Here is a 24,753-nt window from a genome sequence, read left to right on the forward strand (position 1 = left end):
TTTGTTACACTTTTAATAAGCTTATTTTTGATGTTGAAAAAGAAAAACTATGAGTAAAGGCGTACTATTGGTTAATTTGGGATCCCCAAAAAGCACCGACCCAAAAGATGTAAAAGAATACCTCGACGAATTTTTAATGGACGAACGTGTAATTGACGTTCCTTATTGGGCCAGGGTTCTTTTAGTACGGGGAATTGTACTAAATACAAGACCTAAAAAGTCGGCTGCAGCTTACCAGAAGATCTGGTGGGATGAGGGTTCTCCTCTAATTGTTCTGTCAGAACGCCTTCAGGAAAAAATGGATAAAAATACCTCTGTGCCCATTGCTTTGGCAATGCGTTACGGAGAACCGAGTATAAAGTCTGGGCTTCAGGAATTGCACGATAAGGGTGTAGATGAGGTGTTGCTTTTTCCTTTATACCCTCAATTCGCGATGGCTACCACAGAAACTATTCTTGTTTTAGCCGAACAGCTTAGAAAAGAACATTTTCCAAAAATGCAATTTACTGCAGTGCCGCCATTTTATAATCACGCAGATTATATTAGGGTTTTAGCGGAAAGTATTGCTGAAAAATTAAAAGGAAAAGATTTTCAACATTTATTGTTTTCTTATCACGGCGTGCCGGAGCGACATATTAGAAAAAGCGATGTTACTAAATCTCATTGTAAAATAGATGGTAGTTGTTGCCAAACGCCTTCTGCAGCACATCAATTTTGTTATCGTCACCAATGTTATGAAACCACACGCCTGGTTGCCGAATACTTAGAATTAAAAGAAAACTCATACAGTGTTTCTTTCCAATCTCGTTTAGGTTTTGATCCATGGTTGCAACCATATACCGATAGAACCATAGAGCGTTTTGGAAAACAGGGCATGAAAAAACTAGCTATTGTAACTCCCGCGTTTGTTTCAGATTGTCTGGAAACTTTAGAGGAGATCGCTATGGAAGGTGAAGAGATTTTTCACGAAGTAGGAGGCGAAGAATTTACCGTTGTTCCTTGTTTAAACGATCGAGATGATTGGGTAAAGGTGCTTTCTCGCTGGGTAGATGAGTGGGCGCACCAAAAGCCCGTTGAAGCATAATGGCCTCGGCGAATTCTCAAAATCTTGGGAGAAAACCAATAGGTAAATTACTTGTACAGCAAGCGGCACCGGCTTCCATAGGAATTCTGGTAATGTCGCTCAATATTTTAATCGATACCATTTTTGTAGGAAATTGGATTGGTTCTACCGCTATTGCAGCAATTAATGTAGTACTGCCGGTTTCATTCTTTATTGCCGCGTTGGGAATGGCTATTGGTATTGGCGGTTCGTCTATAATTAGCCGGGCACTTGGCGGTGATGACCGTAAAAAAGCTTTAAAGACCTTTGGAAACCAGATTAGTTTAACGCTAATTCTTACCATTACCTTAGTTATTATTGGGCTAATATTCGTGGATTCCCTTATTCCTGCTTTTGGGGGAAAAGGCGATATTTTTGAACCTGCAAAAGTATATTACACCATAGTACTTTACGGAGTGCCTTTCTTAGCACTTTGCATGATGGGTAATACCGTGATTAGGGCAGAAGGGAAACCCAAATTCGCGATGATTGCCATGATAATTCCGTCTGTAGGGAATTTACTTCTGGACTATTTCTTCATCAATCAAATGGGGCTTGGCATGTGGGGTGCAGCCTGGGCTACTACGGCTTCTTATCTTTTTTGTTTTGCCTATGTTTTCTGGTTTTTCGTCTCTAAAAATTCGGAGCTTAAAATCAGTTTACCAGATTTCGGACTTAATAAATCTATACTTTCTGAAATGGGTTCCCTTGGTTTTGTCACTTTATCGCGGCAAGCAGTAGTTAGTATTATTTATTTACTGATGAATAATATTTTATTTGATCTCGGCGGCGAAGATTCAGTAGCGATATATGCGATTATAGGTAGAATGTTAATGTTCGCCCTTTTTCCTGTTCTTGGAGTTACACAGGGTTTTTTGCCTATTGCCGGGTTTAATTATGGCGCTCAAAAATACCAACGAGTTAAAGAAAGTATTAATACTGCTATTTTATATGCCTGCGGATTGGGTTTATTAGTTTTTGGTGGGATTATGTTTTTTGCTGAAGAGATTGTTGAAATCTTTACTCAAAATCCAACGATTATTGCCGAAACTCCAGATGCCATGCGTTGGGTTTTTGCGGCTACTCCTATTGTTGCCATTCAACTAATTGGTGCAGCGTATTTTCAAGCGGTAGGAAAAGCAATTCCGGCATTATTGCTTACGCTGTCCCGGCAGGGATTCTTTTTTATTCCGTTAATTTTAATTTTACCGAATTACTACGGAGAAATTGGAGTTTGGATCTCTTTCCCCATCGCCGATTTACTTTCTACTCTTGTCACAGCCTATTTTCTAAATAGGGAAATCAGGCTAAAACTGAAGCCCGAAACCTCCCGATAATATTCCCGAAGAAAAATCATAAATCCCTATCTTTGTTAGATAGCTGTAAATACCATGGATGCAAATGCTTTAAAAATAGAATTGATACAAAAGATCATTGCCTGTGATGAAAAAGATTTGCTTATAAAAATTGAAGGTTTGTTGAAAAATGTAAAACCTGAAGCCAGTGAGCCTAAAGAAAGCTATGAAGTAGAAGGCCGAAACAGTCAACTTTCTAATGAACAACTTGAAGAAATAGAAAGGCGTTGGAAAGCTTACAAAAGTGGCGAGGAGAAGGCAATTCCCTGGGAAGATGCCAGGAAAGAAATTGAAAGAGAATATGGGTTTTAGCCTTAAGATAAACTCTTCGGCTCAACTTGATTTGAAAAGTGCGATCGATTGGTATGAATCTAAACAATTCGGTTTAGGCAAGCGATTTTTAAATGATTTTGAAAACACATTAATCCAAATTCAATCTAATCCATATATTTTTCAGCTGGAAAATAATTCTAGAAATGCCCTTTTAGATATTTTTCCTTACCTAGTGATTTTTGAAATAGACTATCAAGAAATAATAATCCTAGCGATTTTTAATACCCATCAAAATCCAACCAAAAAACCATAATTTGTGATAGAATATTACCAGTATATAAAAGCTTTACATCTTATTTTCGTGATCACCTGGTTCGCCGGGCTTTTTTATATCCCGCGCTTATTTATTTATCATATTGAAGCCACGCAAAAACCTGAACCTGAAAAGAGCATTCTAGCTAACCAATTAAAACTAATGACCAAAAGGCTTTGGTTTATCATCACCTGGCCTTCGGCTATTTTAGCGAGTTTATTTGCTTTTTTATTATTGCATTTGGCCCCGGGTTGGCTTTCACAAGATTGGATGTTGGTAAAACTGGGATTTGTGGTCTTACTCTATGCTTATCACATAAAATCTCATTTCATTTTTAAAGAACTTCAAGACGATATTGTAAAATGGACCTCCAACCAAATGCGCCTTTGGAATGAAGGCTCTACCTTAATCCTTTTCTCCGTAATATTCTTAGTAATAGTTAGGGATGCTTTAAACTGGATCTACGGAGTTTTGGGAATCTTTTTGCTAGCCGCAATGTTAATGTTGGGTATTAAAATGTATAAGCGAATTAGAACTAAAAACCCCGATGCTTAATTGGTGTGATAATTGATTAATTTGGGCTAATTATTATTTATGAAGCTTTCAAAACTTTCTTTAAGTACCCGCATTTTTATCTCCATGATCTTATTGGTGCTGGGAGCTTCTATTTTAATTGTGGGAATCACTGTTTACCAATATAAACAGGAAGCCGAGAATTATCACCGTGAACGCCTGGAGAGAAAAGAGCAGGCTATTACCGAAAATATTAAATTCATATTGGCCAGTACCACCTTCCTGGTCAATACGGAGAATATGGATATTATCTTAAGGGAGCGAGATAAAATTCACGAAGTGGCCCAGGTTCACGAGATGCAGATAAATGTTTATGATCTGCAAGGTAAACTTTTAATAAAATCAGATCAATCATTTTTTAGAGATACCACAGATAATCAGTTAGACCGCCACATTTTGCAAAAATTAGAATTATCTGAAAACAAGAGATATATAGAAAAGAATGAAATTAATGGGCAAAAGTTTCAGTCTTCTTATACTTATATTACAGATGGGAAATTTAAGCCACTTGCCATTCTATACCTTCCTTATGTTCAGGATGATACTGTGCTAAACCGAGACCTTAATAATTTCCTTTTAAGAATGGGAGAAGTGTATTTGTTTATGCTGGTTCTTGCTATAATCCTGTCTTATTTTCTTTCAAAATATATCACCAAATCCTTAAAGATCATTTCAGATAAGATCACTGAAACCAGGCTGGATAAACGTAATCAAAAAATAGACATCACCAACGCTTCCGAAGAGATCTACACGCTCGTAGCCGCTTATAATAGTATGATAGATGAGTTGGAAGAAAGTGCGGTTAAACTAGCTGCAAGTGAGCGGGAGCAGGCCTGGAGAGAGATGGCTAAACAGGTGGCACACGAAATTAAAAACCCGTTAACCCCAATGCGTTTAAGTGTACAAAGTTTTGAACGCAATTTTGATAAGAACGATCCCGAAATTCAAGATAAAGTAGCCGAGTATTCTACTACGCTCATCAACCAAATAGATACCATGAGCTCTATTGCAGAGGCTTTTTCAAATTTCGCAAAAATGCCAGCTCAACAAAGTGAGATGCTAAATGTGCCAAAAATAGTAAAGCTGGCGCTGGATATTTTTAATGAAAATTATATTCAATTTAGCAGTGAAAAAGAAGAGATTCTGGCCAAATTTGACCGTACCCAACTTATTAGGGTAATTACCAATTTGGTGAAAAACGCAATACAGGCAATGGAAGGTCAGGAAAATCCGCGAATAATGGTGAGTATTCACGAAGAGGAAGAAAATGTTTGCGTGATCATTTCAGATAATGGGACGGGGATTTCCGAAGAAAATTTAGAGAAGGTATTTGAACCTAAATTTACTACCAAAAGCAGCGGAATGGGACTTGGGCTGGCTATGGTAAAGAATATTGTGGAAACCTATAATGGAAGTATTACCTTTACCTCTAAGCAAGGAAAGGGGACTACTTTTAGAGTACGTTTTCCGAAGTAAAATAAGTAACGAACCAAAAATTTTAAATATGGAATTCGAAAATATTTTAACCGAAAATAACGACGGAATTTTACAGATTATCATTAACCGTCCAAAGAAATTAAACGCACTAAACCGGGATACTATCCAGGAACTCCACGATGCTTTTTTAGATGCAAAGGACGATGAAGAAGTAAAAGTGGTGATCTTAACAGGAACCGGTGAAAAGGCTTTTGTTGCCGGTGCAGATATTAGTGAATTTTCCGATTTTTCTGCAGAAGAAGGCCGGGAGCTTGCAGCCGATGGCCAGGCGAAGTTATTCGATTTTGTAGCCAACTTTCCTAAGCCGGTGATTGCGGCGGTAAATGGATTTGCGCTAGGCGGCGGACTTGAATTGGCTATGGCTGCTCATTTTAGAGTAGCAAGCGATAATGCAAAAATGGGACTTCCCGAAACTTCACTTGGGTTAATTCCCGGATATGGTGGTACACAACGACTTCCGCAACTTGTTGGTAAAGGTCGCGCTATGGAGATGATCATGACCGCAGGTATGATAGATGCTAACCAGGCGCTTCAATATAACCTGGTAAATCACGTTTGTGAGCCTGAAGAATTAATAGAATTTACAGAAAAAATTGCTAAGAAGATTATGAAAAACTCTCTAGTAGCAATGAGTGCTGCAATTAGGGCGGTTAATGCAAATTACGAAGATGGTGTAAATGGTTTTGAAGTGGAAATTAGCGAATTTGGAAGTTCTTTTGGAACCGAAGATTTTAAAGAAGGAACTTCAGCTTTTTTAAATAAACGCAAAGCAGATTTTCCAGGGAAATAATATAAAAGCTTTGACATTCAGAAGATGTCTTTTGAATGTTAAAGCTTATTTTTTATTCTGTTAATTGGATATATTCCATAAATTTGTAATATGTCCAATAATAACGAATTTATCTACGGAAGAGGTGCGCAATTAAATGTTTCTAACCGATTTGATGCGCACAATCACGAGTTTAGGGATGATTTTCTAAATCATTGCGCTACTGAAGGCGATGAAGTGCAAAACTCCAAAACCGTTTTAATAGATACTTTTTCTAAAAGTATTGTGAATAAAGTGACCAGCCCAGATGTGGGCATGGGTTTTTCTTTAAACCCTTATCAAGGTTGCGAACACGGTTGTATTTATTGCTATGCCAGGAATTCTCACGAATACTGGGGCTTTAGTGCCGGGCTTGATTTTGAACAGAAAATTCTTGTAAAAAGAAATGCGGTCCAATTGCTCGAAAAGAAGATTAGCGGTAAAAAATGGGAAGCTGCACCCATAGTGCTTTCCGGAAATACCGATTGTTACCAGCCTATTGAGAAGAAATTGAAAATTACCCGTCAACTACTGGAAACTTTTCTAAAGTACAAACATCCGGTGGGTATTATTACCAAGAATGCTTTGGTGCAAAGGGATATGGATGTTTTACGCGAGCTGGCAGCAGATAATTTAGTACACGTAAACCTCTCGGTTACTTCACTGGAAGAAAAAACCCGTAGGATTCTGGAGCCCAGAACCGCAAGTATTAAAAAACGCCTTGAAACCATAGAAAAACTTTCCAGAGCGAATATTCCCGTTAGTGTTATGATGGCGCCTATAATTCCCGCCATCAATTCTCACGAAATCATGCCTTTGGTGAAAGAGGTTTCTGAAAGGGGCGCACTGGGTGTAGGTTATACCATTGTGCGTTTAAATGGTTCGATCGGTGCAATTTTCACCGATTGGATTAGAAAAACAATGCCAGATAGGGCCGATAAAGTTTTGAATCAAATTGAAAGTGTACACGGTGGGAGTCTCAATGATAGTCGCTTTGGGACAAGAATGAAAGGAGAAGGCGAGTTTGCCGATCAGGTAAAGCAGCAGTTTAAAATAGCGCGAGCTAAATATTTAAAAGGAAGAGAAAGACCATTGCTAAACTGCGATCTACATGAAAAATTTAAAGACGGGCAAATGAAACTGTTTTGAGAGACTTTAGTAGGTTTTAAACACGGTGCAGAATTAGATCATAAATTTTATGATGAATTTATAAGCTTAATGCTGAAATCATTGATATTTTAGAAATAAGAGAAAAACTGATAACTCAAAACTGAAAACTGAGAACATGCCAGAATTACCAGAAGTTGCTTACCAAAAAAAATACGCTGATGCTACTATTTTACATAAGAAGATCGTTAAAGTAGAAACCGGGGATAAAAAGATCTACCAGTCAGATAAAAGTGAATTTGTAGAAACCCTAAAAGACAATCAATTTACCGGAAGCGAACGCCTGGGGAAATACTTATTTCTAAATTTAGAAAAGAATGGCGTTTTGGTAGTGCATTTTGGAATGACGGGAAAACTGGAATACTATCAACATGAGGAGATGCCCAAATATGCGCAACTCACACTTACTTTCGAAGATCATTCCAGGGTTTCCTTTACCTGCCCGCGTAAATTCGGGAAACTTTATTTAGCTAAAAATTTAGCTGAGTTTCAGAAAGCGAACGATCTGGGAGTTGATGCACTTGCCCTTACAAAAAAACAGTTTTTCGAAATTTTAGATGGTAAAACCGGAACGATCAAAGGCTTGCTTATGAATCAAAAACTAATCGCTGGAATTGGAAATTTGTATGCCGATGAGGTGCTTTTTCAATCTAAAGTTCATCCAACAAGCAAAGTTGATAAACTTTCGGAAAAAGAGAAGCAGGAGGTTTTTAAAGAGATCGAAGAAGTATTGGAAGTGGTAAAAGAAGCCAGGGTAGAAGGGAAGAAACTCCCGAAGTCTTATCTAACTAAGGCGCGCAAAAAAGACGCAGAATGCCCCAGGGAGAACGGTAAAATTGAACAAATTAAAGTTTCTGGGAGAACTACTTATTTTTGTCCTACCTGTCAACAGGAAAAATCTTAGAATTTAAACTTTTCCGTTCCACTCCGCATAAAATTGCTCCAGGTAAAGTTCCATAAATTCATGGCGCTTTTGTGCGATCTCCTTTCCTGTTTTAGTGTTCATTCGGTCTTTTAGTAAAAGCAATTTTTCATAAAAATGATTGATGGTGGGTGCAGTAGAAGCTTTGTATTCTTCTTTGCTCATATTCAGTTCTGGCTTAATTTCTGGATCGTAAAGAGCGCGGGCTTTAAAGCCGCCATAATTAAAGGTTCGGGCAATTCCTATCGCACCCAACGCATCTAACCTGTCGGCATCCTGAACAATCTCCAATTCTATAGAATTAAATTCCTGCTGAATATTTCCGCCTTTAAAAGATACATTTTCGATGATTTTTACCACGTGATCTATAACTTCAGGATCAACCTGTTCTTTCTGAAGAAATGTTGATGCCACTTTGGGTCCAACACTTTCATCCCCATTATGAAATTTAGAATCTGCGATATCGTGCAGCAAAGCTCCTAATTCCACGATAAAAAGATCAGCATCTTCACTTTTTGCGATCAGTTTAGCATTATTCCAAACCCGCTGAATATGAAACCAGTCGTGACCACCTTCAGCATTTTTAAGGGTTTCTTTTACGAAGGCTTCGGTGTTTTTTAATATTTGGGGTCTGTTCATTGATGATAATTAAACCTCACAGGTCTCCAAAACCTGTAAGGTTTGGTTGTTATTTTATATCTGCAATAATTGTTCTTTCAACTTTTGCCGCTAAACTTTCAGGATCGCCCGATGCTACAGGAATAGGCTCGTGAACTTTCACTTTTATATGAACGCCGGGTTCCATCGGGAAATTACCATGTTTAAAAAGTTTCCATGAATTATTTATGGTAATGGGAACTATTAAAGCTTCGGGCATTTGTTTAAAAAGTAGTTGCATTCCACTAACTGCAAATCTTTTTGGAGCTCCATCCCGGCTGCGGGTTCCTTCAGGAAAAATCACCGCAGAACGATTAGTTTCATTAAGATACTTTGCGAATTTAGCCATTTTAGTAAGCGATTCCCGCTTATTCTTTCGGTCTATTAAAACCGAACCTCCATGGCGTAAATTAAAAGAAATACTGGGAATTCCTTTTCCCAATTCCTTTTTACTTACAAATTTTGGATGGTGCTTCCGCAAATACCAGATTATTGGAGGAATATCATACATTCCCTGGTGGTTTGATATAAATATGCAGGGCTTCTCGATAGGGATATCCTGGGGATTTTCAAAGGTAAATCGTGTTCCTAATACATTTAGGCAACGCATTAAAAAGAAATTAAAAATATCTACACTTTTTTTATGAGCCTGGTATCCGCCAAGGTTTAAGCACAGCCACTGGATTGGATGAAAAACCAGCAGATTTAAAAAAAAGAAAAAATAGAATAAAACCGTTAAGGGGTATGAAAGTATTTTTTTCATCACATAGATTATGCGGCTAAATTAAGTATTTAAGCCGAAAACCTACAAATACAAATGTGGGAAAGGGAAATAAAAAAGGTCTGAAAGAGCTTTAAGAACGTCATCCTGAATTTATTTCAGGATCTAACTTATAATTAGGTTAGAAGCTGAAACAATCCCGATGCTTCGGGGCAGCTTGACGAAAAGTGATCTTTCAGACCTTTTTCTATGATTTATACTAGCTGCCGCTTAACAGAACTCGTTATAAGCTCCGGTAAGGTTCTCAGCAATCATTTCAGCCGGGCGGCCTTCAATGTGGTGACGCTCTAGCATATGTACTAATTCACCATCTTTAAAAAGTGCCATAGAAGGCGAAGATGGAGGGAAAGGTACCATTAAGCTACGAGCTTTGTCTGTAGCTTCTTTGTCAACCCCTGCGAAAACAGTTACTAAATTATCTGGTTTCTTTGCATTCTGTAAAGAGATTCTGGCGCCTGGTCTTGCATTAGCGGCAGCACATCCACAAACCGAATTTACAACTACCAGGGTAGTTCCTTCTTTCTTCATTGCGTTCTCTACATCTTCTACAGTGTGTAATTCTTCAAAACCAATGCTGGTAAGGTCTTCACGCATAGGTTTTACTAAATCTGCTGGATACATATATTTGTTTTTTTTGTATTAAACTTTAGTAAGTAACAAAGATACCAAATTAACTTCAGCTGCCCATATTCCAATTAATTATGTGCGAATAGCTTAAATTGATGAACTTGACTAAATATTTGGTCGAAATGCACGACTCAAGCTAACAAAATTTCGGGCGAAGGCTTTGGGGCTTTTGAATCTCATTTAATGAGTAAAATAGTATCTTTGCCGCTTATTTAAAATTTTCTTCATGTTTAAATGGATTGCCGCAGTACTTGGCTATATGTATTTCCGGTTTCCGGGAGCGATTTTAGGTTTTATAATAGGAACGCTTATAGATAACTGGACGCGCGGAAGTGGCGGTGCATTTAAACAAATGTTTGGGCAGCAGGAAGAGCAAAAAGTTTCTCCAGGCGATTTTGAACTTAACCTACTTTCTTTATGTTCCCTTGTAATTAAAGCCGATGGCCAGGTTTCTCAGTCTGAAATGGACTATGTACGCTCCTATTTTGTTCAGGCTTACGGGAAAGAACGCGCCAATGCAACATTTAGAACCTTTAATGAACTAATTAAAAATCGTGAAATTTCGGCATCAAGAATTTCACAATATTTGGCTGCCAGAACAAAGTATCCTGCGCGTTTGCAAATTATTCACTTTCTCTTCGGAATAGCGCAAGCCGATGGCCGCGTTAGTGAAGCTGAGGCTCGCGTGATCCAGGAAATTGCCGGCTATCTTAGAATTGGCCGAATGGATTTTGAAAGCCTAAAAGCCATGTTCTTTAAATCGGCCGATAATGCTTATAAAATCCTTGAAATTGAAAAATCGGCTACTGATGCTGAGGTTAAAAAAGCATACAGAAATATGGTTAAAAAATATCATCCCGATAAATTAGGCCATATGGATGAAGCTTATAGAAAAGGAGCTCGCGAAAAATTCAATAAAGTCCAAGAAGCCTACGACCAAATTCAGAAGGAACGCGGACTTTAGAAATTATATTTTAAATTCAGCATAAAATTTCTGCCCGGGCTACTCACATTAAATGCTCTTAAAATTGACATATGGTCTACATAGTTTTTATTTAAAGTATTATAAACTGTAATGCCCGTTTCCAGCTGATCGTTTCCTAAATTAAATTTCTTACTTACTCCTAAATTAAGCAAAGTATAACCGGCTGTAGTTTCTTCGTTAAGACCGGCCCTGTTCTGGTCACTTACCAATCTTAATTTTGAAAAAGCATAGAGCGATCTATCTTTTAAGCCAAAATAGCCAACTTCCAGATTAAAATTATCTGGGGGAATAAAACTCAAGTTTCTATCGTTTTTAAGATCTTCTGCCCTTACAATAGCTCCTGAAAATTTTGTTTCCAGGCGTTGTTGTTGAAGCCAGGTATGTTTTATCTCAAATTCAAATCCGTATAAGTTAGCATCGGTTTGGAGGTAAGACCAAACTTCCAGATTTTGATTTGGCAAGCTTTCATCGGTAGCAGTGAAATAAATAGAATTGTTTACCCGGCTACCAAATGCTGAAAAAGTACTTTCAAACCTGTTGTTTCTGTAGGTATAACTTAAATCTGCCTGTACACTTTGTTCCCTGCCAAATTGATCGTTTCCCTTTTCAAATCGGCTGGTGCCGGGATGCGGACCGTTAGAGAATAATTCAGCCAGATCTGGCGCTCTAAAACCGGTAGAGAAGTTAAATTTTAATTGGTTGTTAGCATTGAATTTTTTAGTAGCGCCAATAGAACCCGTAAAACCATTAAATGTTCTGGTAAGTTTTCGATTTTCAGGATTTCCGGGAAGAATAAAGTCTTCTGCCATTAGTTCTTCCGAACTGGCATCAGCAGTAACATTTCTATAGTCGTAACGAAGGGCGCCCTGAAAAAACCAACTGTCAATATCTAAACTGGCCAGGTAGTAAATTCCGTTTTCAAAGATTTCGGCATCAGGAATTAGAAATTCCTGCGAATTTTTAATATTCTGGGTTTTTACAAAACTTCCCTGGGTTCCTAAGCTATGTTTTATTTTTCCGTTAGGTAAAGTTATTCTTGCATTGTAAAAGCTATGATTTTGCTGCAATCCAAGATCTACAAGACCAAAATCCTGCTCCACTTCCTTTCTATTATTTGAGTGATGTGAAAGGTGCAAAGAAGTTTCAAAATTCTCGTGTTGTGTAGTTTGATTATAAGAAAGTAAATAATCTTTTACTTCCTGAAACGGCAGTTGCATTTCCCTATCGTTTCGGCTGGTTGCAAGGCTTTTTGAATCCTGCATTTCTTCATCTAGGATTATCCCTAAATTCTGGTCATTAAAGGAAAATGATAATTTATTCTGAAAGTTTTCTTTTTCAATTCCGGTGTGTAGTCTTAGTGTCTTCGTATTGAATCGGCTGTTTCCAATTAATCTTCCATTCCCGTTTTTATAATCGGCGTGATTTTCATAGGCAAGATCGGTAGCTATAAAAATTCCATTTTCAAAAGATTTCCCCAGAGAAACATAGGTGCGAATACCGTTAGAAACGCTATTAAAAGTAGTCCCAATATTTCCGGAAAGCTTAGTAGATTCTTTATAAAACTCATCATCCTGGGTGAGTAGAACACCGCCCAAAGCACCTGAACCATATAAAACGGAAGCAGGACCTTTAATAACTTCTACTTTTTTAATACCAAGGTCATTAATTCCCAGGCCGTGATCTGCGCCCCACTGGTGATTTTCCAGCTTATTTCCCTGGTAAATAGTAACTACCCTCGAGAAGCCAAGTCCGCGGATAAAAGGTTTCACGATACCCTGTCCAAACTCTGCTCCATAAACGCCAGGAATTTCCCGTAAACTACCCATCATCCCGTTAGGATTTCCTTTAGTTTCAATACCCCGCATATCTATGCTGGATACATTATAAGGGGTGCGGCGTGTAAGCCCCGTTTGTGTATCTACAATCAAGACCTCATTAAGTTCTTCAGAAGATTTCTTCAGTTCAACATTAAGGGTTTTGCTTTGTTCTTCTTTTATTAGAATTTCATGATTAACCTTTTTAAAACCAATAGCGCTAATCTCAATACTATGATTCCCTGCCGGAATATTTTTCAATAGGAATTTACCGTCCTTATCTGCAGTAGTGCCAAGGTTTGAAGCTTTGATGTAGACATTTGCAAAAGCCACAGTGCTGCCTTCGGAAGTGATTTCTCCCGAAAGTTTTCCCTGCTGGGCAAAGCCAGAAAAACTAGTTAGTGTAAAGAATATTATTGCTAATGTTTTCATTTTCTTATTTTTGTCAAAACTATAAAATAAATTTAGATAAGTCTAAAAATTGGTTTTTAATTTTAAAAATGTATTTTTGGGAAATGCAAACTACCTCCAAGTTAGATATCGAGGTGCTGGTGGCTTTGAATTTCGATTATCAAGTAAATTAGAAGTATGTTTAGTTTTTCAGAAGAAAATTATCTTAAAGCGATTTTTCATTTAGAAAGAAAGTACCAGGCCGGTGTGAGTACTAATGCCCTGGCGGAAGAAATGGAGACCAAGGCTTCCTCGGTGACCGATATGATTAAAAAACTATCGGAAAAAGAATTGGTGATCTATAAGAAATACCAGGGAGTAAAACTGAGTGAATTGGGAGGGAAGACCGCTATCCAGGTAATTAGAAAGCACCGGTTGTGGGAATATTTTTTGGTAGAAAAGCTCAATTTTAATTGGGATGAAGTACACGATATAGCCGAACAGCTGGAACATATTAAATCTGAAAAACTTACCCGGGAGTTAGATAAATTCCTTGGTTTTCCTAAACGGGATCCTCACGGAGATCCTATTCCTGATGCTGAAGGAAACTTTAGTGTAGCTAATAAAATGCTGCTTTCTGAATTGGGGAAAGCAGAAAAAGGAATTTGTGTAGGCGTAAAAGATTCTTCATCAGAATTTTTAAGGTTTTTAGACAAGAACAATATTTCCCTGGGGAAAGAAATTAAAGTACTTGAAAAAGAAGCTTTTGATGGGTCGATGCTAATTCTCATAGAAGAGAGAGAATTAAGAATTTCACAACTAATATCAAATAATCTATATATAAAAATACAATAGATGGAAGAATTAATCGCTTATTTTGAGCAATTAGATCCGGTAACGGCAGCATTACTGGCTACAATTTTTACCTGGTTACTTACCGCTGCGGGAGCTTCCCTGGTTTTTCTATTTAAAAAGATGAATAGAAAGTTATTTGACGGTATGCTAGGGTTTACCGGTGGTGTTATGGTGGCTGCAAGTTTTTGGAGTTTATTGGCGCCAGGAATAGAAATGAGCCCCGGAGAAGGTTTTGAGAAAACAGTACCGCCTCTTGTAGGATTTGGGATGGGAGCACTTTTTCTATTCGGACTTGATAAAATACTGCCTCACCTGCATGTAAACTTTAAAATGAATGAAACCGAAGGAATTAAAACTCCCTGGCATAAATCTGTTTTACTTACCCTTGCAATTACGTTGCATAATATTCCTGAAGGTTTAGCGGTTGGTGTGCTTTTTGGAGCTGCGGGTGCAGGTTTGGAAGGGGCTAGTATTGGTGGCGCTGTGGCTCTTGCTATTGGAATTGGTTTACAAAACTTTCCTGAAGGTTTTGCGGTTGCCATGCCGCTTCGAGGGCAGGGAATGAGCCGTTGGAAAAGTTTTAATTTTGGTCAGCTTTCGGCTATTGTCGAGCCTTTTGCTGCGGTGCTTGGTGCCTGGGCTGTAATGACTTTTGAGCCTATTTTACCATATGCACTTTCTTTTGCCGCCGGTGCGATGATCTTTGTTGTGGTGGAAGAAGTTGTGCCAGAATCTCAAAAGGGGAATTTTACCGATATACCAACTATGGGCTTTATTTTAGGCTTTATGGTGATGATGACCCTAGATGTTGGTTTGGGTTAAAATCTCTTGCAACATTTTAGTTGAGGTATAGTCTTTTTAATAAAGAACTATGCAAATAAACTCGAGATATATGAAATTGACTTACAATAACAGCATTTTTCCCGTTTTAAAATCAGCTTTGTTGGTTCTTAGTCTTTTTCTTTTTACTATTTCAGCATCAGCGCAAGATGAAGCTGAAATTAAAACATATTTTGCAGAAACTCAGCTGGGAGAATCTTTCAATTTTAATGAAAGAACAATCCGGTTTAAAGAAGTGTTGGTAGACTCAAGATGCCCGAGCGATGTAACCTGTGTGAGAGCCGGGGAAGCAAAAATTCTGGTAGAAATATTTAAAGATGAAAAATCTTTAGGGCAAGAAATTATTACGGTGGGAGCAAATTTGAATTCTTTTAAAACCAGCCTGGCTAAATTTTTTGGGGAAGAATTGGACATAGAATTCCTTTCACTTTCTCCATATCCTAAAACTTCAAGGAAGATAAAAGCTTCAGATTATCAACTTAAGTTGAAAGTAACAGAGAGGGTGGAAGATTAACTACAACCACAACCTGAAACTCCGCAAGCTTTGGTCTTTTCAGACTTCTTTTTTAAGAATGCAGGTTTCCAAATAAATTTTGTCAAAATATATCCCAATGCGATCGCGAAGGTTATAAAAACGAGAATTTCCTGAATTAATTCCATAATATTTAAGTCGTTTTATACTATTTAACTTACACTTATTTTAATAATTGAAAAGCTGCTAATGCTACAAAGTAGGCGAATAAGGTCATTACCACCAGCTGCAAAACAGGCCATTTCCAGGTGTTGGTTTCTTTTTTGACAATAGCTAAAGTACTCATACATTGCATGGCGAATGCATAGAACAATAGCAAGCTGACCCCACTGGCGAAAGTGAATAGTGGACCACCCAAAATTGGATTTATCTCCGCAGCCATCCGGTTTTTAATGGTTTCTTCTTCATCGCTGCCTACGCTGTAGATTGTAGCCAAAGTCCCTACAAAAACTTCACGAGCAGCAAAAGAACTTATTATAGCAATTCCAATTTTCCAGTCGTAACCCAAAGGCGCAACAACCGGCTCAATACCTCTTCCCATAATCCCGATATAGGAATTTTTTAATTTGAAGGAAGCAATTTCTTCATCAAGCTCATCTTCTGTGATATTGCTTTGCTCGTCATATTGCTCGCTCACAATTTCACTGGCATTATTAAAATTATCTCCCGGCCCATAACTGGCTAGAACCCACAAAATAATTGAAATTGCGAGGATTATTTTCCCGGCTCCAAAAACGAAAGATTTGGTTTTTTCAACCACATTGATGGCAATATTTTTTCCCATTGGCATCTTGTAGTTAGGCATTTCTATAACAAAGTGGCTTCGGTTTTTAATTTTTAGGATCTTATTCAATATCCACGCAGAACCAATAGCCACACCAAATCCTAAAAGATACAGCAGCATTAAGGTTAACCCCTGGAGGTTAAAACCCCAAACGGCTCGATCTGGAATTACCAGCGCAATTATTATTAAATAAACCGGTAAGCGTGCTGAACAGGTGGTAAAGGGTACCACCAAAATGGTGATTAAACGCTCTTTCCAGCTTTCAATATTTCTGGTTGCCATCACAGCAGGAATTGCGCAAGCTGTTCCTGAAACTAAAGGCACCACACTTTTTCCGCTAAGTCCAAATTTTCGCATAATTCGGTCCATTAAAAATACTACCCGACTCATATAACCGGTTTCTTCAAGGATGGAAATAAAGAAAAACAGGAACGCGATTTGGGGTATAAAAATAACAATACCACCAAGTCCGGGAATAATGCCTTCAGCAATAAGATTGGTAAAAGCTCCGGCCGGTAAAGTAGTTTTTGTCCATTCACTTAAAAAAGCGAAAGTTTCATCAATAAGATCCATTGGATAGCTGGACCAACTATAAATCGCCTGGAAGATCAACAAAAGAATACCAAAAAATATGGTATAACCCCAAACTTTGTGAGTAAGAATGCGATCTAAACGAGAACGAAGGTCTTTTGCAGAACTGGCATCCACTTTCATCGTTTCTTTTAAGACCCCGTTTATAAACTGGTATCTTAAAATGGTTTCTTTATGTTGAAGTTTCTTTAGCTCGGTATGAGATTTAGTATCAAAATGATCGGAATTTGTAATTTCATTCCGATTGATATTACCAAAGTTTACATCTTGAGTAATTACCAGCCAAAGTTTATAAAGTGATTGCTTCGGAAAAGCTTTTCGTAAGCGATCAAAATATTCAGGAGCAATAACTGATGCATTTACACAAGGCTCGTCTGAGATATGCCGATAATTGATTATCGCTTCTTTGAGTTCATCAATCCCGGTATTTTTTCTGGCGCTTACCAGAACTACTTTAGTATTTAATCGTTCTTCCAGCAGATCTACATCCAGCGAAATTCCTTTTCGCTCCATCCTGTCGGCCATGTTTATAACCAGGATAGTAGGAATTCCAAGATCTTTAATTTGTGTAAAAAGGAGTAAGTTTCGTTTTAGGTTTTCTACATCGCTAACTACAACCGCAACATCTGGATAATCTTTATCACTTTTATTCAGTAATAATTCTATTACCACATTTTCATCTAAAGAAGAGGCGTTAAGGCTGTAGGTTCCCGGAAGGTCTAAAATATGGGCTTTAAGGCCACGCGGTAGTTTACAAATTCCTTCTTTTTTTTCAACCGTGATACCAGGATAATTACCCACTTTTTGATTAAGACCGGTGAGCTGATTAAATACAGAGGTCTTACCGGTATTGGGATTTCCTATTAACGCAACATTTATTTGTTTAGCCATGTTAGCTTATAAGGTCAATTTCTATAAGTAAAGCGATCTCTCTTCTAATGGCCAGGTGGCTGCCGTTAATGTTTAAATACATAGGGTCTCTAAAAGGAGCCATTTGTAGCATTTCCACTTCATTGCCCGGCAAACAACCCATTTCGAGTAATTTTAGCGGAATATTTTCTTCTGAAAATTCCTTGATAATTCCGCGTTCACCACGTTTTAAGTCGGCCAGAGTTCGTTTCACTTTTTATTTAGATTGATTTTAAACAAGACAAAAGTAAGGTAAAATTTCAGCAGTAAAAAATTTCCATAGAAAAACTCCCTTTTAACGATATTCCCGTTTTAAAACCTTGATATCGTGCATTAGGTTTTCTATGGCTTCGGCATCGGTACCATCATAAAAACCTCGAATTCTTTTTTCTTTATCTACGAGTACAAAATTCTCGGTATGAATCATATCGTACGGTCCGCCATCACCATTGCTTTTTGAAGCGAGGTAAGATTTTCGAGCCAGCTCATAAATATGTTTTTTATCACCTGTAACTAGATTCCATTTTTTGTCCATTACACCTTTTTCTTCGGCATAAGCTTTTAAAACCGGTACAGAATCGGTTTTTGGGAAGACTGTATGAGAAAGTAATAAGACTTCAGGATCGTCTTTAATTTTCTCCTGAATTTTCAGCATATGATCAGTCATTACCGGGCAAATGGTGAGGCAGGTGGTGAAAAAGAAATCGGCTACATAAATTTTATCCTTATAATAATCCTGGGTAATGGTATCGCCATTCTGGTTAATAAGTTCAAAGTCTTTTACGGTGTGGTATTTTCTAACATAGCGCACCGTAGAATCTACAAGCTCGGCATTTACCATATCTGGTTGATAAACGGGGAGAGTTTCTTCGGGTTTTAGCAGAGAGTAAATACTATAAATAATAATTACTGAGAGTATAAACAGTACAATGGCAAATTTCTTTAGCCAGGAAAAGAGATTACGCATACTATTAATTTTACTCGATATTCGAGATTTTAATTTTTTGAACTTAGTCTTCCTGAAATTAAATTTCAGTAAAAGCTGATGCAAAATTAAGTGCTAGCAATCAATTAGTCGCAGTTTAAAACCTAAAATTTCAGCTCACTAAAACAGGAAGGCTTTTAACTTTTGTAGGAGATTATAAAAGGTTACTTTTGTGCGATTTAAAATTTGAAGCATTACGAATGGATCCATTTATAGTTAAAGCCATACAGTTACTGTTAAGCTTGTCTTTATTAATAGTCTTACACGAACTTGGGCATTTTATTCCCGCTAAATTATTTAAAACCAGAGTAGAGAAATTCTTTTTGTTCTTCGACGTGAAATTCGCGCTTTTTAAGAAGAAGATCGGCGGAACAGAATATGGTATTGGATGGCTGCCTTTGGGTGGTTATGTGAAAATATCGGGAATGATAGATGAAAGTATGGATAAGGAGCAAATGGCAAAACCGCCAGAGCCCTGGGAATTTAGAAGTAAACCGGCGTGGCAACGACTTATTATTATGCTTGGTGGGGTTACGGTAAACCTTGTGCTTGGTTTCCTTATTTATATGATGATCATGTTTGTTTGGGGTAAAAACTACGTAGGTCCAGATGAAATGCCTAAAGGTTTTGCAATTGCCGAAGAATTTAAACAATACGGTTTTGAGGATGGTGACCGTGTTTTGCAACTAAACGGAGAAGATTTGCAGAATAGTACCGATGTAAATAGGTATTTATTTATGCGAGATGTAAACAGCATAACTGTTTTGCATCAAAATGGCGAAGAAGAGACTATTGAAGTTCCTGAAAATATTGGAGAACAAATGTGGGAAAAAGGCGTAATGTTACCTTTTATTCCTATTCAAAATCCGGTTATAGAGGAAGTTACCGCCGATAAAGCTGCCGAAATTGCTGGCCTGCAAAAAGGAGATAGTATTATTTCTGTAAACGAGCAGGAGATTGGTTATTGGCACGAAATAGGTAAAATCACCAAAGAAAATAAGGAAAAAGAAATAGAGCTGGTTTTTAAGAGAGATAATGATATTAAAAGCATTATGATCACGCCAGATGAAGAAGGAATGCTTGGGTTTAGTATAAAATCTAACTATGAAATAAAGCAGCAAAAATATGGTTTTGTAGAAAGTATAAAACAAGGTTTTGATTATGGTTACTGGACACTACACGATTATGTGGCTCAGTTTAAATATGTTTTTACACAAAAAGGCGCTACACAGTTAGGCGGATTTGGAGCCATTGGCGGGATGTTTCCCGATACCTGGGATTGGAAAGGTTTTTGGCATACTACAGCACTTATTTCTATAATCCTGGCCTTTATGAATATTTTACCTATCCCGGCTTTAGATGGTGGGCACGTGATGTTCCTGCTTTATGAAATGGTAACCGGAAGAAAACCTAACGATAAATTTATGGAAATTGCCCAAATGGTTGGCTTTTTCATCTTAATTGCCCTGGTGCTTTATGCCAATGGGAATGACGTATATCGCTGGTTATTTGAATGATAGAATACCAATTGAATTTTATCAGAAAAAAACCTGAAAAAAATTCAATTTTTGTTTTGCGGTGATTTAAAATTTGGTTTATATTTGCAACCGCAAAAGAGCAAAACACTCCTCCTTAGCTCAGTTGGTTAGAGCATCTGACTGTTAATCAGAGGGTCCTTGGTTCGAGCCCAAGAGGGGGAGCAACTCGCGAAAAGCCTTACAGAAATGTAAGGCTTTTTTGTTTTACAGCTTTTTCTGAAGAATCTGCGTTACAGTTCTACCACTAAAATTTTTTACTAGTCTCAAATTGTACCTCTTCTAGTTGACTGAAAATTTTTCGGTTTAAATATTCCTCATCAAATTCTCCTTTATTTAATAATTTCTTTAGAATAATGGTTTTGAGGTGTAACTTTTCTAAATTTTTGATACTTATTATCAAAATACAATTGATCATTCATTAAAAAACTTCATCACTTAAAATCCTATTTCGATTTTATCAACCCCAATCTATTATGAAAAAAATACTACTTGTAATTCTGCTATCAACTTTAGGTTTTAAAGCAAGCGCTCAGGAAAAAGACAATGAACAGATAGATAAATAACTTCGGAAAGATTGAATTGGGCTTTCACGGATTGAGTTTTGGATATGAATTGCCCATTTCGAATAAATTTGTTTGGGAAAATGCTATCGGCGCAGGAATGGGAATGAATGCAAGAGGCAATAGTGCTAACTATACCTTAGATGTTGTAAGACCTGTTCCTTTTTTGAAATCTAAACTTAAATTTGTCTATAATATTAATAAGCGAATTAAGAAGGAGAAAATTACTGTAAATAATTCTGGAAATTATGTGGCGCTGCAAACTAAATATTCATTCGGAAAAAGCGGTAGTTTCACGTATAATCCTGCATTACTAACCGAAGTGCACTGGGGACTTCAACGAAGCTTGGGTGGCAATTTTATATTTAACACACATATTGGGCTTGGTTTTGTAAGTGATTTTGATACCAGTAGCACGGCTTTCTCGCCTACTTTTGGTTTGGCATTTGGATATCGCCTATTTTAATTTGTTTGAATTCTTGAGGTTGTTTTCGTAAATTCTGAATTATGAAAAAGACTATTCAGAATGTAGAAATTGAAGTTTCTAAAGGAGATATCGCCAATCAACCTGAAATTGAAGCTGTGGTAAATGCAGCAAATGCTCAACTCACTACTGGCGGCGGCGTGGCGGGAGCAATTCATAGTGCTGCAGGACCGGGACTTTATGAAGAGTGTAAGCCTCTTGCGCCTATTTCTCCCGGAGAGGCCGTTATTACCGGCTCTCATAAATTACCGAACAAATATGTGATTCATTGTCTGGGGCCGGTCTACGGTCGGGATAATCCGGCTGACAAACTTTTGGGAAATTGCTATAAAAATGCGTTGAAATATTCAGAAGATAAGCAGGTGAAGTCTGTGGCTTTCCCCGCTATTTCAACCGGAGTATTTGGTTATCCTATAAAAGAAGCGACCAGGATCAGTTTTAATACAATTTTAGCCGAAATCCCAAAGCTTAAACACCTGCAAAAGCTTAAATTTGTTTTATTCAGTGAAGCAGATCTTAAGATTTACGAAGCGATGCTTGACGAAGTTTAAACTAACTAAAAGCTATGCTAGATTTTTCAGCTACTTATACCGACCAGTATCAACTGGCGATGGCGCAGGTATATTTTAAAAAAGGCCAAAAAGATTACACCGCAATATTTGATTATTATTTTAGAAAACTTCCTTTCAATGGTGGCTACGCAATTTTTGCCGGGCTTCAGGATCTGTTGGAGATCATTGAAAATATAAAATTTAGCGATAAAGACCTGGAATACCTTAAAAAGCAGGATTTTGATGATGATTTCCTGGAATATCTAAAAGATTTTAAATTCCGCGGAAATATTAATTCGGTTCAGGAAGGGGACGTGGTTTTTCCGACGCGGCCTGTTTTGCAGGTAGAAGCCAATATCATTGAGGCGCAAATAATTGAAACTATTTTACTGAATTTACTCAATTTTCAAACCTTAGTTGCCACAAAAGCAAGTAGGATAAAATTGGTTTCTGGAGAGCGCACTTTGTTAGATTTTGGTTTGCGACGGGCCCAGGGGCCTGGAGGTTACTATGCTACCCGCGCGGCTATTGTTGGCGGTTTTCATGGGACGAGCAATGTAATTGCCGGTAGGGATTTTGATATTCCTGTTTCAGGAACTATGGCACATTCCTTTATTCAAAGTTATGATGAGGAAATCACTGCTTTTAGAGATTTCGCTGAAGGAAGACCAAAAGATTGTGTGTTGTTAGTAGATACTTACGATACGCTTAAAAGCGGTGTGCCAAATGCGATTACAGTCGCAAAGGAAATGGAGGAGCGCGGTCAAAAATTAATGGCTATTAGGCTTGATAGTGGAGATTTAGCTTATCTCTCTAAGCAATGCAGAAAAATGCTGGACGAGGCCGGATTGGATTATGTGAAAATTGCAGCTTCTAATCAATTAGATGAAAATGTGATAAAAAGCTTGCTGGAACAAGGCGCCAGGATAGATGTTTTTGGTGTGGGTACTAACCTTGTTATTGGAAGTCCCGATGCCGCTTTAGACGGGGTTTATAAATTAGCTTATTCCCACGGCAAACCAAGAATTAAAATTTCTGAAAGTATTATTAAGGTGACGCTTCCGCATAAAAAACAAGTATATCGTTTAAGGGATGCTGAAGGACATTGCGTTGGAGCCGATCTAATAGCTCTTTTTGAAGAAAATGATATTGAAAATATGATACACCCCTTTGAACCTTATAAGCAGATGCGAATTGGGGAATTACAAAAAGAACCCTTGCTTCAGCCAGTAATGGAAAATGGAGAAAATAAATTAGAGCATAAATCCCTTCAGGAAATTGCTGAATACAGCAAAAGCAGGCTTGCAGAGCTTTCTATAGAATATAAACGATTCAACAACCCACATATTTACAAAGTGGGGATTACAGAAGCTTTAAAAGCAGAACGGGATAAATTAATTGCTTCTTATCAAAAATAAGATTTATGAAAACGCTAATTATTGTAGATCCACAAATCGATTTTATGCCCGGTGGTTCCCTTGCGGTGCCAAATGGAGATGAAATTATACCGATAATAAACGAGCTTCAGGAAAAATTTGATCTGGTGATCGCCTCCCAGGATTGGCATCCAGAAGGTCACGCCAGTTTTGCCAGTAGTCATAAAGGAAAAAACGTATTTGAAACCATTGAGCTAAATGGAATTGAACAAGTGATGTGGCCGGAACATTGTGTTCAAAATACTGAGGGCGCCGAATTTCATAAAGAGCTGAAAACCGCGAAAATTGAAGCAATTTTTAGAAAAGGAACCAGTCTGGAAATTGATAGTTATAGTGCCTTTTATGATAACAGGCATTTAAAATCTACTGGCCTTTCTGGCTATTTAAAAGAGAAGAATGCAGAAGATCTTTATTTCTGCGGACTTGCAGCTGAAATTTGTGTACATTTTACCGCTAAAGATGCAATTAAAGAAGGTTTTAAAGCTACAATAATAGAAGATGCTACACGAGCGCTAAACGCGGAAGATTTTGAAAAAGCAAAAGCAGAATTAAAAGATTTAGGCGGTAAGGTTATTACTTCTTCAACTATTGAAAATTGATGTAATAAACATAGCCTACATTAAACCAAAAAATATAATCATTAAACTTATTTTGAGGCGCATTAATATTTAGTCCGTCAATCCAGTCGCTGCCATAATATTGTCCGCGAGCTTCAATTAAAAGGTCGTGTCTAAAACCTAATCTGTAACGAACACCAAGCCCGCCAACTATAGAATAGGTGCTGCCGCGTTCAAAATCCATTCCGCCAATAAAAGTTGGGAATACATTCTTGGGATTCTCCAATGAACCGAGATCAGAATACGCATCAGCTTTATAAGACACAAAATGTCCGCCTAAACTTATATAAGGGGAGAACATATATCCCGAATGCGTAAAATCCCGAATTCGAAAAGGATGGTATTCCAGGTGTATCCCACCTTCAATAATTTCACTTTCCCCATGCATTGCTCTAAGTAACTGCCCTCCAATAGTATTCTTTCTGGCCACAGGGCCAAAATGTTCTAACTTGGAGTAGAAATAATCCAGCTCATTTCTAATTCTAAAGTGGTTGGTGAAAAAAGAAGCCGCCTGGGAGTAGTGGCAGTCGGTTTTGTAGGCAAAATTCATATAATGGGAAATCCCTATCCCGTAACCCGCATTGTTAAGGTTGTTTTTTACATTCCAGCGTTCCCCGTAATCTGTAAAAAAAGAAGCCGGGCCTGCTTTAACAGCAATTTCGTGAGCAATCCCAAATTGGGAATATCCCTTTACCTGGAAGAGTAATATAAAAACAATAAGAGGTAAAAATATCTTGTAATTGCGCATTACTTCAGACTTGGGCGAGCAACAAATATATAAAAACTACTTTAACAAAAAATTATAGA

General features: G+C 37.6%; 26 protein-coding genes and 1 tRNA gene. 19 read left to right on the forward strand and 8 right to left on the reverse strand.

Going from position 1 to position 24,753, the window contains the following annotated elements; translation table 11 throughout:
• The first annotated feature begins 49 nt into the window (after positions 1 to 49).
• The 9 genes from hemH to APB85_RS06135 all read left to right on the forward strand — a co-directional run bounded on the left by hemH (position 50) and on the right by APB85_RS06135 (position 7,992).
• Positions 50 to 1,084 (forward strand): ferrochelatase, encoded by a 1,035-nt coding sequence (hemH, locus tag APB85_RS06095; protein ID WP_057482448.1) that lies wholly within the window; start codon positions 50 to 52, stop codon positions 1,082 to 1,084.
• Positions 1,084 to 2,439 carry an MATE family efflux transporter gene (locus tag APB85_RS06100; protein ID WP_057482449.1) on the forward strand — a complete coding sequence of 452 codons (1,356 nt, stop codon included), beginning with the start codon at positions 1,084 to 1,086 and terminating at the stop codon, positions 2,437 to 2,439. The genes hemH and APB85_RS06100 overlap by 1 nt, the downstream gene beginning before the upstream one ends.
• Before the next feature lie 54 nt (positions 2,440 to 2,493).
• Complete coding sequence (locus APB85_RS06105) at positions 2,494 to 2,769, forward strand: addiction module protein (protein ID WP_057482450.1); 276 nt, start codon at positions 2,494 to 2,496, stop codon at positions 2,767 to 2,769.
• A complete protein-coding gene (locus tag APB85_RS06110; protein ID WP_083482218.1) occupies positions 2,732 to 3,043 on the forward strand; it encodes a type II toxin-antitoxin system RelE/ParE family toxin in 312 nt (103 codons plus the stop codon). Before APB85_RS06105 ends, APB85_RS06110 begins: the two co-directional genes overlap by 38 nt.
• Positions 3,044 to 3,049: 6 nt before the next feature.
• The gene (locus APB85_RS06115) at positions 3,050 to 3,598 is read left to right on the forward strand and encodes a CopD family protein (protein WP_057482721.1); all 549 of its coding nucleotides are present in this window, start codon (positions 3,050 to 3,052) and stop codon (positions 3,596 to 3,598) included.
• Between the two features lie 39 nt (positions 3,599 to 3,637).
• Entirely contained in the window at positions 3,638 to 5,092 is a 1,455-nt protein-coding gene (locus tag APB85_RS06120; protein WP_057482452.1) for a sensor histidine kinase, read from the forward strand.
• A gap of 28 nt (positions 5,093 to 5,120) precedes the next feature.
• On the forward strand, positions 5,121 to 5,903 hold the full coding sequence (locus APB85_RS06125; protein WP_057482453.1) for an enoyl-CoA hydratase/isomerase family protein: 783 nt from the start codon (positions 5,121 to 5,123) through the stop codon (positions 5,901 to 5,903).
• A gap of 90 nt (positions 5,904 to 5,993) precedes the next feature.
• Positions 5,994 to 7,070: a PA0069 family radical SAM protein gene (locus tag APB85_RS06130; RefSeq protein WP_057482454.1), complete on the forward strand. Its 1,077-nt coding sequence runs from the start codon at positions 5,994 to 5,996 to the stop codon at positions 7,068 to 7,070.
• A gap of 136 nt (positions 7,071 to 7,206) precedes the next feature.
• A complete protein-coding gene (locus APB85_RS06135) occupies positions 7,207 to 7,992 on the forward strand; it encodes an Fpg/Nei family DNA glycosylase (protein WP_057482455.1) in 786 nt (261 codons plus the stop codon).
• Positions 7,993 to 7,995: 3 nt separating this feature from the next.
• Here APB85_RS06135 and APB85_RS06140 read toward each other — a convergent pair whose 3' ends face one another.
• The 3 genes from APB85_RS06140 to APB85_RS06150 all read right to left on the reverse strand — a co-directional run bounded on the left by APB85_RS06140 (position 7,996) and on the right by APB85_RS06150 (position 10,069).
• Entirely contained in the window at positions 7,996 to 8,649 is a 654-nt protein-coding gene (locus APB85_RS06140; protein ID WP_057482456.1) for an HD domain-containing protein, read from the reverse strand.
• 49 nt (positions 8,650 to 8,698) lie between these two features.
• On the reverse strand, positions 8,699 to 9,430 hold the full coding sequence (locus tag APB85_RS06145; protein ID WP_057482457.1) for a lysophospholipid acyltransferase family protein: 732 nt from the start codon (positions 9,428 to 9,430) through the stop codon (positions 8,699 to 8,701).
• A 228-nt stretch (positions 9,431 to 9,658) separates the two neighbouring features.
• Complete coding sequence (locus tag APB85_RS06150) at positions 9,659 to 10,069, reverse strand: BrxA/BrxB family bacilliredoxin (protein WP_057482458.1); 411 nt, start codon at positions 10,067 to 10,069, stop codon at positions 9,659 to 9,661.
• Positions 10,070 to 10,301: 232 nt separating this feature from the next.
• On the opposite strand from APB85_RS06150, the gene APB85_RS06155 reads away from it, so the two are divergent.
• Positions 10,302 to 11,039 carry a TerB family tellurite resistance protein gene (locus APB85_RS06155; protein ID WP_057482459.1) on the forward strand — a complete coding sequence of 246 codons (738 nt, stop codon included), beginning with the start codon at positions 10,302 to 10,304 and terminating at the stop codon, positions 11,037 to 11,039.
• Here APB85_RS06155 and APB85_RS06160 read toward each other — a convergent pair.
• Positions 11,036 to 13,306 (reverse strand): TonB-dependent receptor, encoded by a 2,271-nt coding sequence (locus tag APB85_RS06160; RefSeq protein WP_057482460.1) that lies wholly within the window; start codon positions 13,304 to 13,306, stop codon positions 11,036 to 11,038. The two genes, APB85_RS06155 and APB85_RS06160, sit on opposite strands and share 4 nt — an antisense overlap.
• 156 nt (positions 13,307 to 13,462) lie before the next feature.
• Between APB85_RS06160 and APB85_RS06165 the strand changes: the two genes are divergently transcribed.
• The 3 genes from APB85_RS06165 to APB85_RS06175 all read left to right on the forward strand — a co-directional run bounded on the left by APB85_RS06165 (position 13,463) and on the right by APB85_RS06175 (position 15,473).
• Positions 13,463 to 14,119, forward strand: coding sequence for a metal-dependent transcriptional regulator (locus tag APB85_RS06165; protein ID WP_057482461.1), 657 nt, complete (start codon positions 13,463 to 13,465; stop codon positions 14,117 to 14,119).
• Entirely contained in the window at positions 14,120 to 14,941 is an 822-nt protein-coding gene (locus APB85_RS06170) for a ZIP family metal transporter (RefSeq protein ID WP_057482462.1), read from the forward strand. It begins immediately after the preceding gene.
• A 70-nt stretch (positions 14,942 to 15,011) separates the two neighbouring features.
• Complete coding sequence (locus tag APB85_RS06175) at positions 15,012 to 15,473, forward strand: hypothetical protein (RefSeq protein WP_057482463.1); 462 nt, start codon at positions 15,012 to 15,014, stop codon at positions 15,471 to 15,473.
• A 181-nt stretch (positions 15,474 to 15,654) separates the two neighbouring features.
• On the opposite strand, the gene feoB is transcribed toward APB85_RS06175, so the two are convergent.
• The 3 genes from feoB to APB85_RS06190 form a co-directional block, all read right to left on the reverse strand.
• On the reverse strand, positions 15,655 to 17,757 hold the full coding sequence (gene feoB / locus APB85_RS06180) for a ferrous iron transport protein B (RefSeq protein ID WP_057482464.1): 2,103 nt from the start codon (positions 17,755 to 17,757) through the stop codon (positions 15,655 to 15,657).
• Between the two features lies 1 nt (position 17,758).
• A complete protein-coding gene (locus APB85_RS06185; protein ID WP_057482465.1) occupies positions 17,759 to 17,989 on the reverse strand; it encodes a FeoA family protein in 231 nt (76 codons plus the stop codon).
• A gap of 81 nt (positions 17,990 to 18,070) precedes the next feature.
• Positions 18,071 to 18,742: an SCO family protein gene (locus tag APB85_RS06190; RefSeq protein WP_057482466.1), complete on the reverse strand. Its 672-nt coding sequence runs from the start codon at positions 18,740 to 18,742 to the stop codon at positions 18,071 to 18,073.
• Positions 18,743 to 18,960: 218 nt separating this feature from the next.
• Between APB85_RS06190 and rseP the strand changes: the two genes are divergently transcribed.
• The 6 genes from rseP (at position 18,961) to pncA (ending at position 23,928) form a co-directional block, all read left to right on the forward strand.
• Positions 18,961 to 20,277 carry an RIP metalloprotease RseP gene (rseP, locus tag APB85_RS06195; protein WP_057482467.1) on the forward strand — a complete coding sequence of 439 codons (1,317 nt, stop codon included), beginning with the start codon at positions 18,961 to 18,963 and terminating at the stop codon, positions 20,275 to 20,277.
• A 109-nt stretch (positions 20,278 to 20,386) separates the two neighbouring features.
• Positions 20,387 to 20,460 (forward strand) — tRNA-Asn (locus tag APB85_RS06200).
• A gap of 432 nt (positions 20,461 to 20,892) precedes the next feature.
• A complete protein-coding gene (locus APB85_RS06205; RefSeq protein ID WP_146035374.1) occupies positions 20,893 to 21,324 on the forward strand; it encodes a hypothetical protein in 432 nt (143 codons plus the stop codon).
• Positions 21,325 to 21,365: 41 nt separating this feature from the next.
• Positions 21,366 to 21,893, forward strand: coding sequence for a macro domain-containing protein (locus APB85_RS06210; RefSeq protein ID WP_057482469.1), 528 nt, complete (start codon positions 21,366 to 21,368; stop codon positions 21,891 to 21,893).
• Between the two features lie 14 nt (positions 21,894 to 21,907).
• Entirely contained in the window at positions 21,908 to 23,311 is a 1,404-nt protein-coding gene (locus tag APB85_RS06215) for a nicotinate phosphoribosyltransferase (protein ID WP_057482470.1), read from the forward strand.
• Between the two features lie 5 nt (positions 23,312 to 23,316).
• Complete coding sequence (gene pncA, locus APB85_RS06220; protein ID WP_057482471.1) at positions 23,317 to 23,928, forward strand: bifunctional nicotinamidase/pyrazinamidase; 612 nt, start codon at positions 23,317 to 23,319, stop codon at positions 23,926 to 23,928.
• Here the strand turns inward: pncA and APB85_RS06225 are convergent.
• Positions 23,915 to 24,694 carry a THC0290_0291 family protein gene (locus APB85_RS06225; RefSeq protein ID WP_057482472.1) on the reverse strand — a complete coding sequence of 260 codons (780 nt, stop codon included), beginning with the start codon at positions 24,692 to 24,694 and terminating at the stop codon, positions 23,915 to 23,917. The two genes, pncA and APB85_RS06225, sit on opposite strands and share 14 nt — an antisense overlap.
• Positions 24,695 to 24,753 lie beyond the last annotated feature (59 nt).

Source organism: Salegentibacter mishustinae (assembly GCF_002900095.1).
Taxonomy (GTDB): Bacteria; Bacteroidota; Bacteroidia; order Flavobacteriales; family Flavobacteriaceae; genus Salegentibacter; species Salegentibacter mishustinae.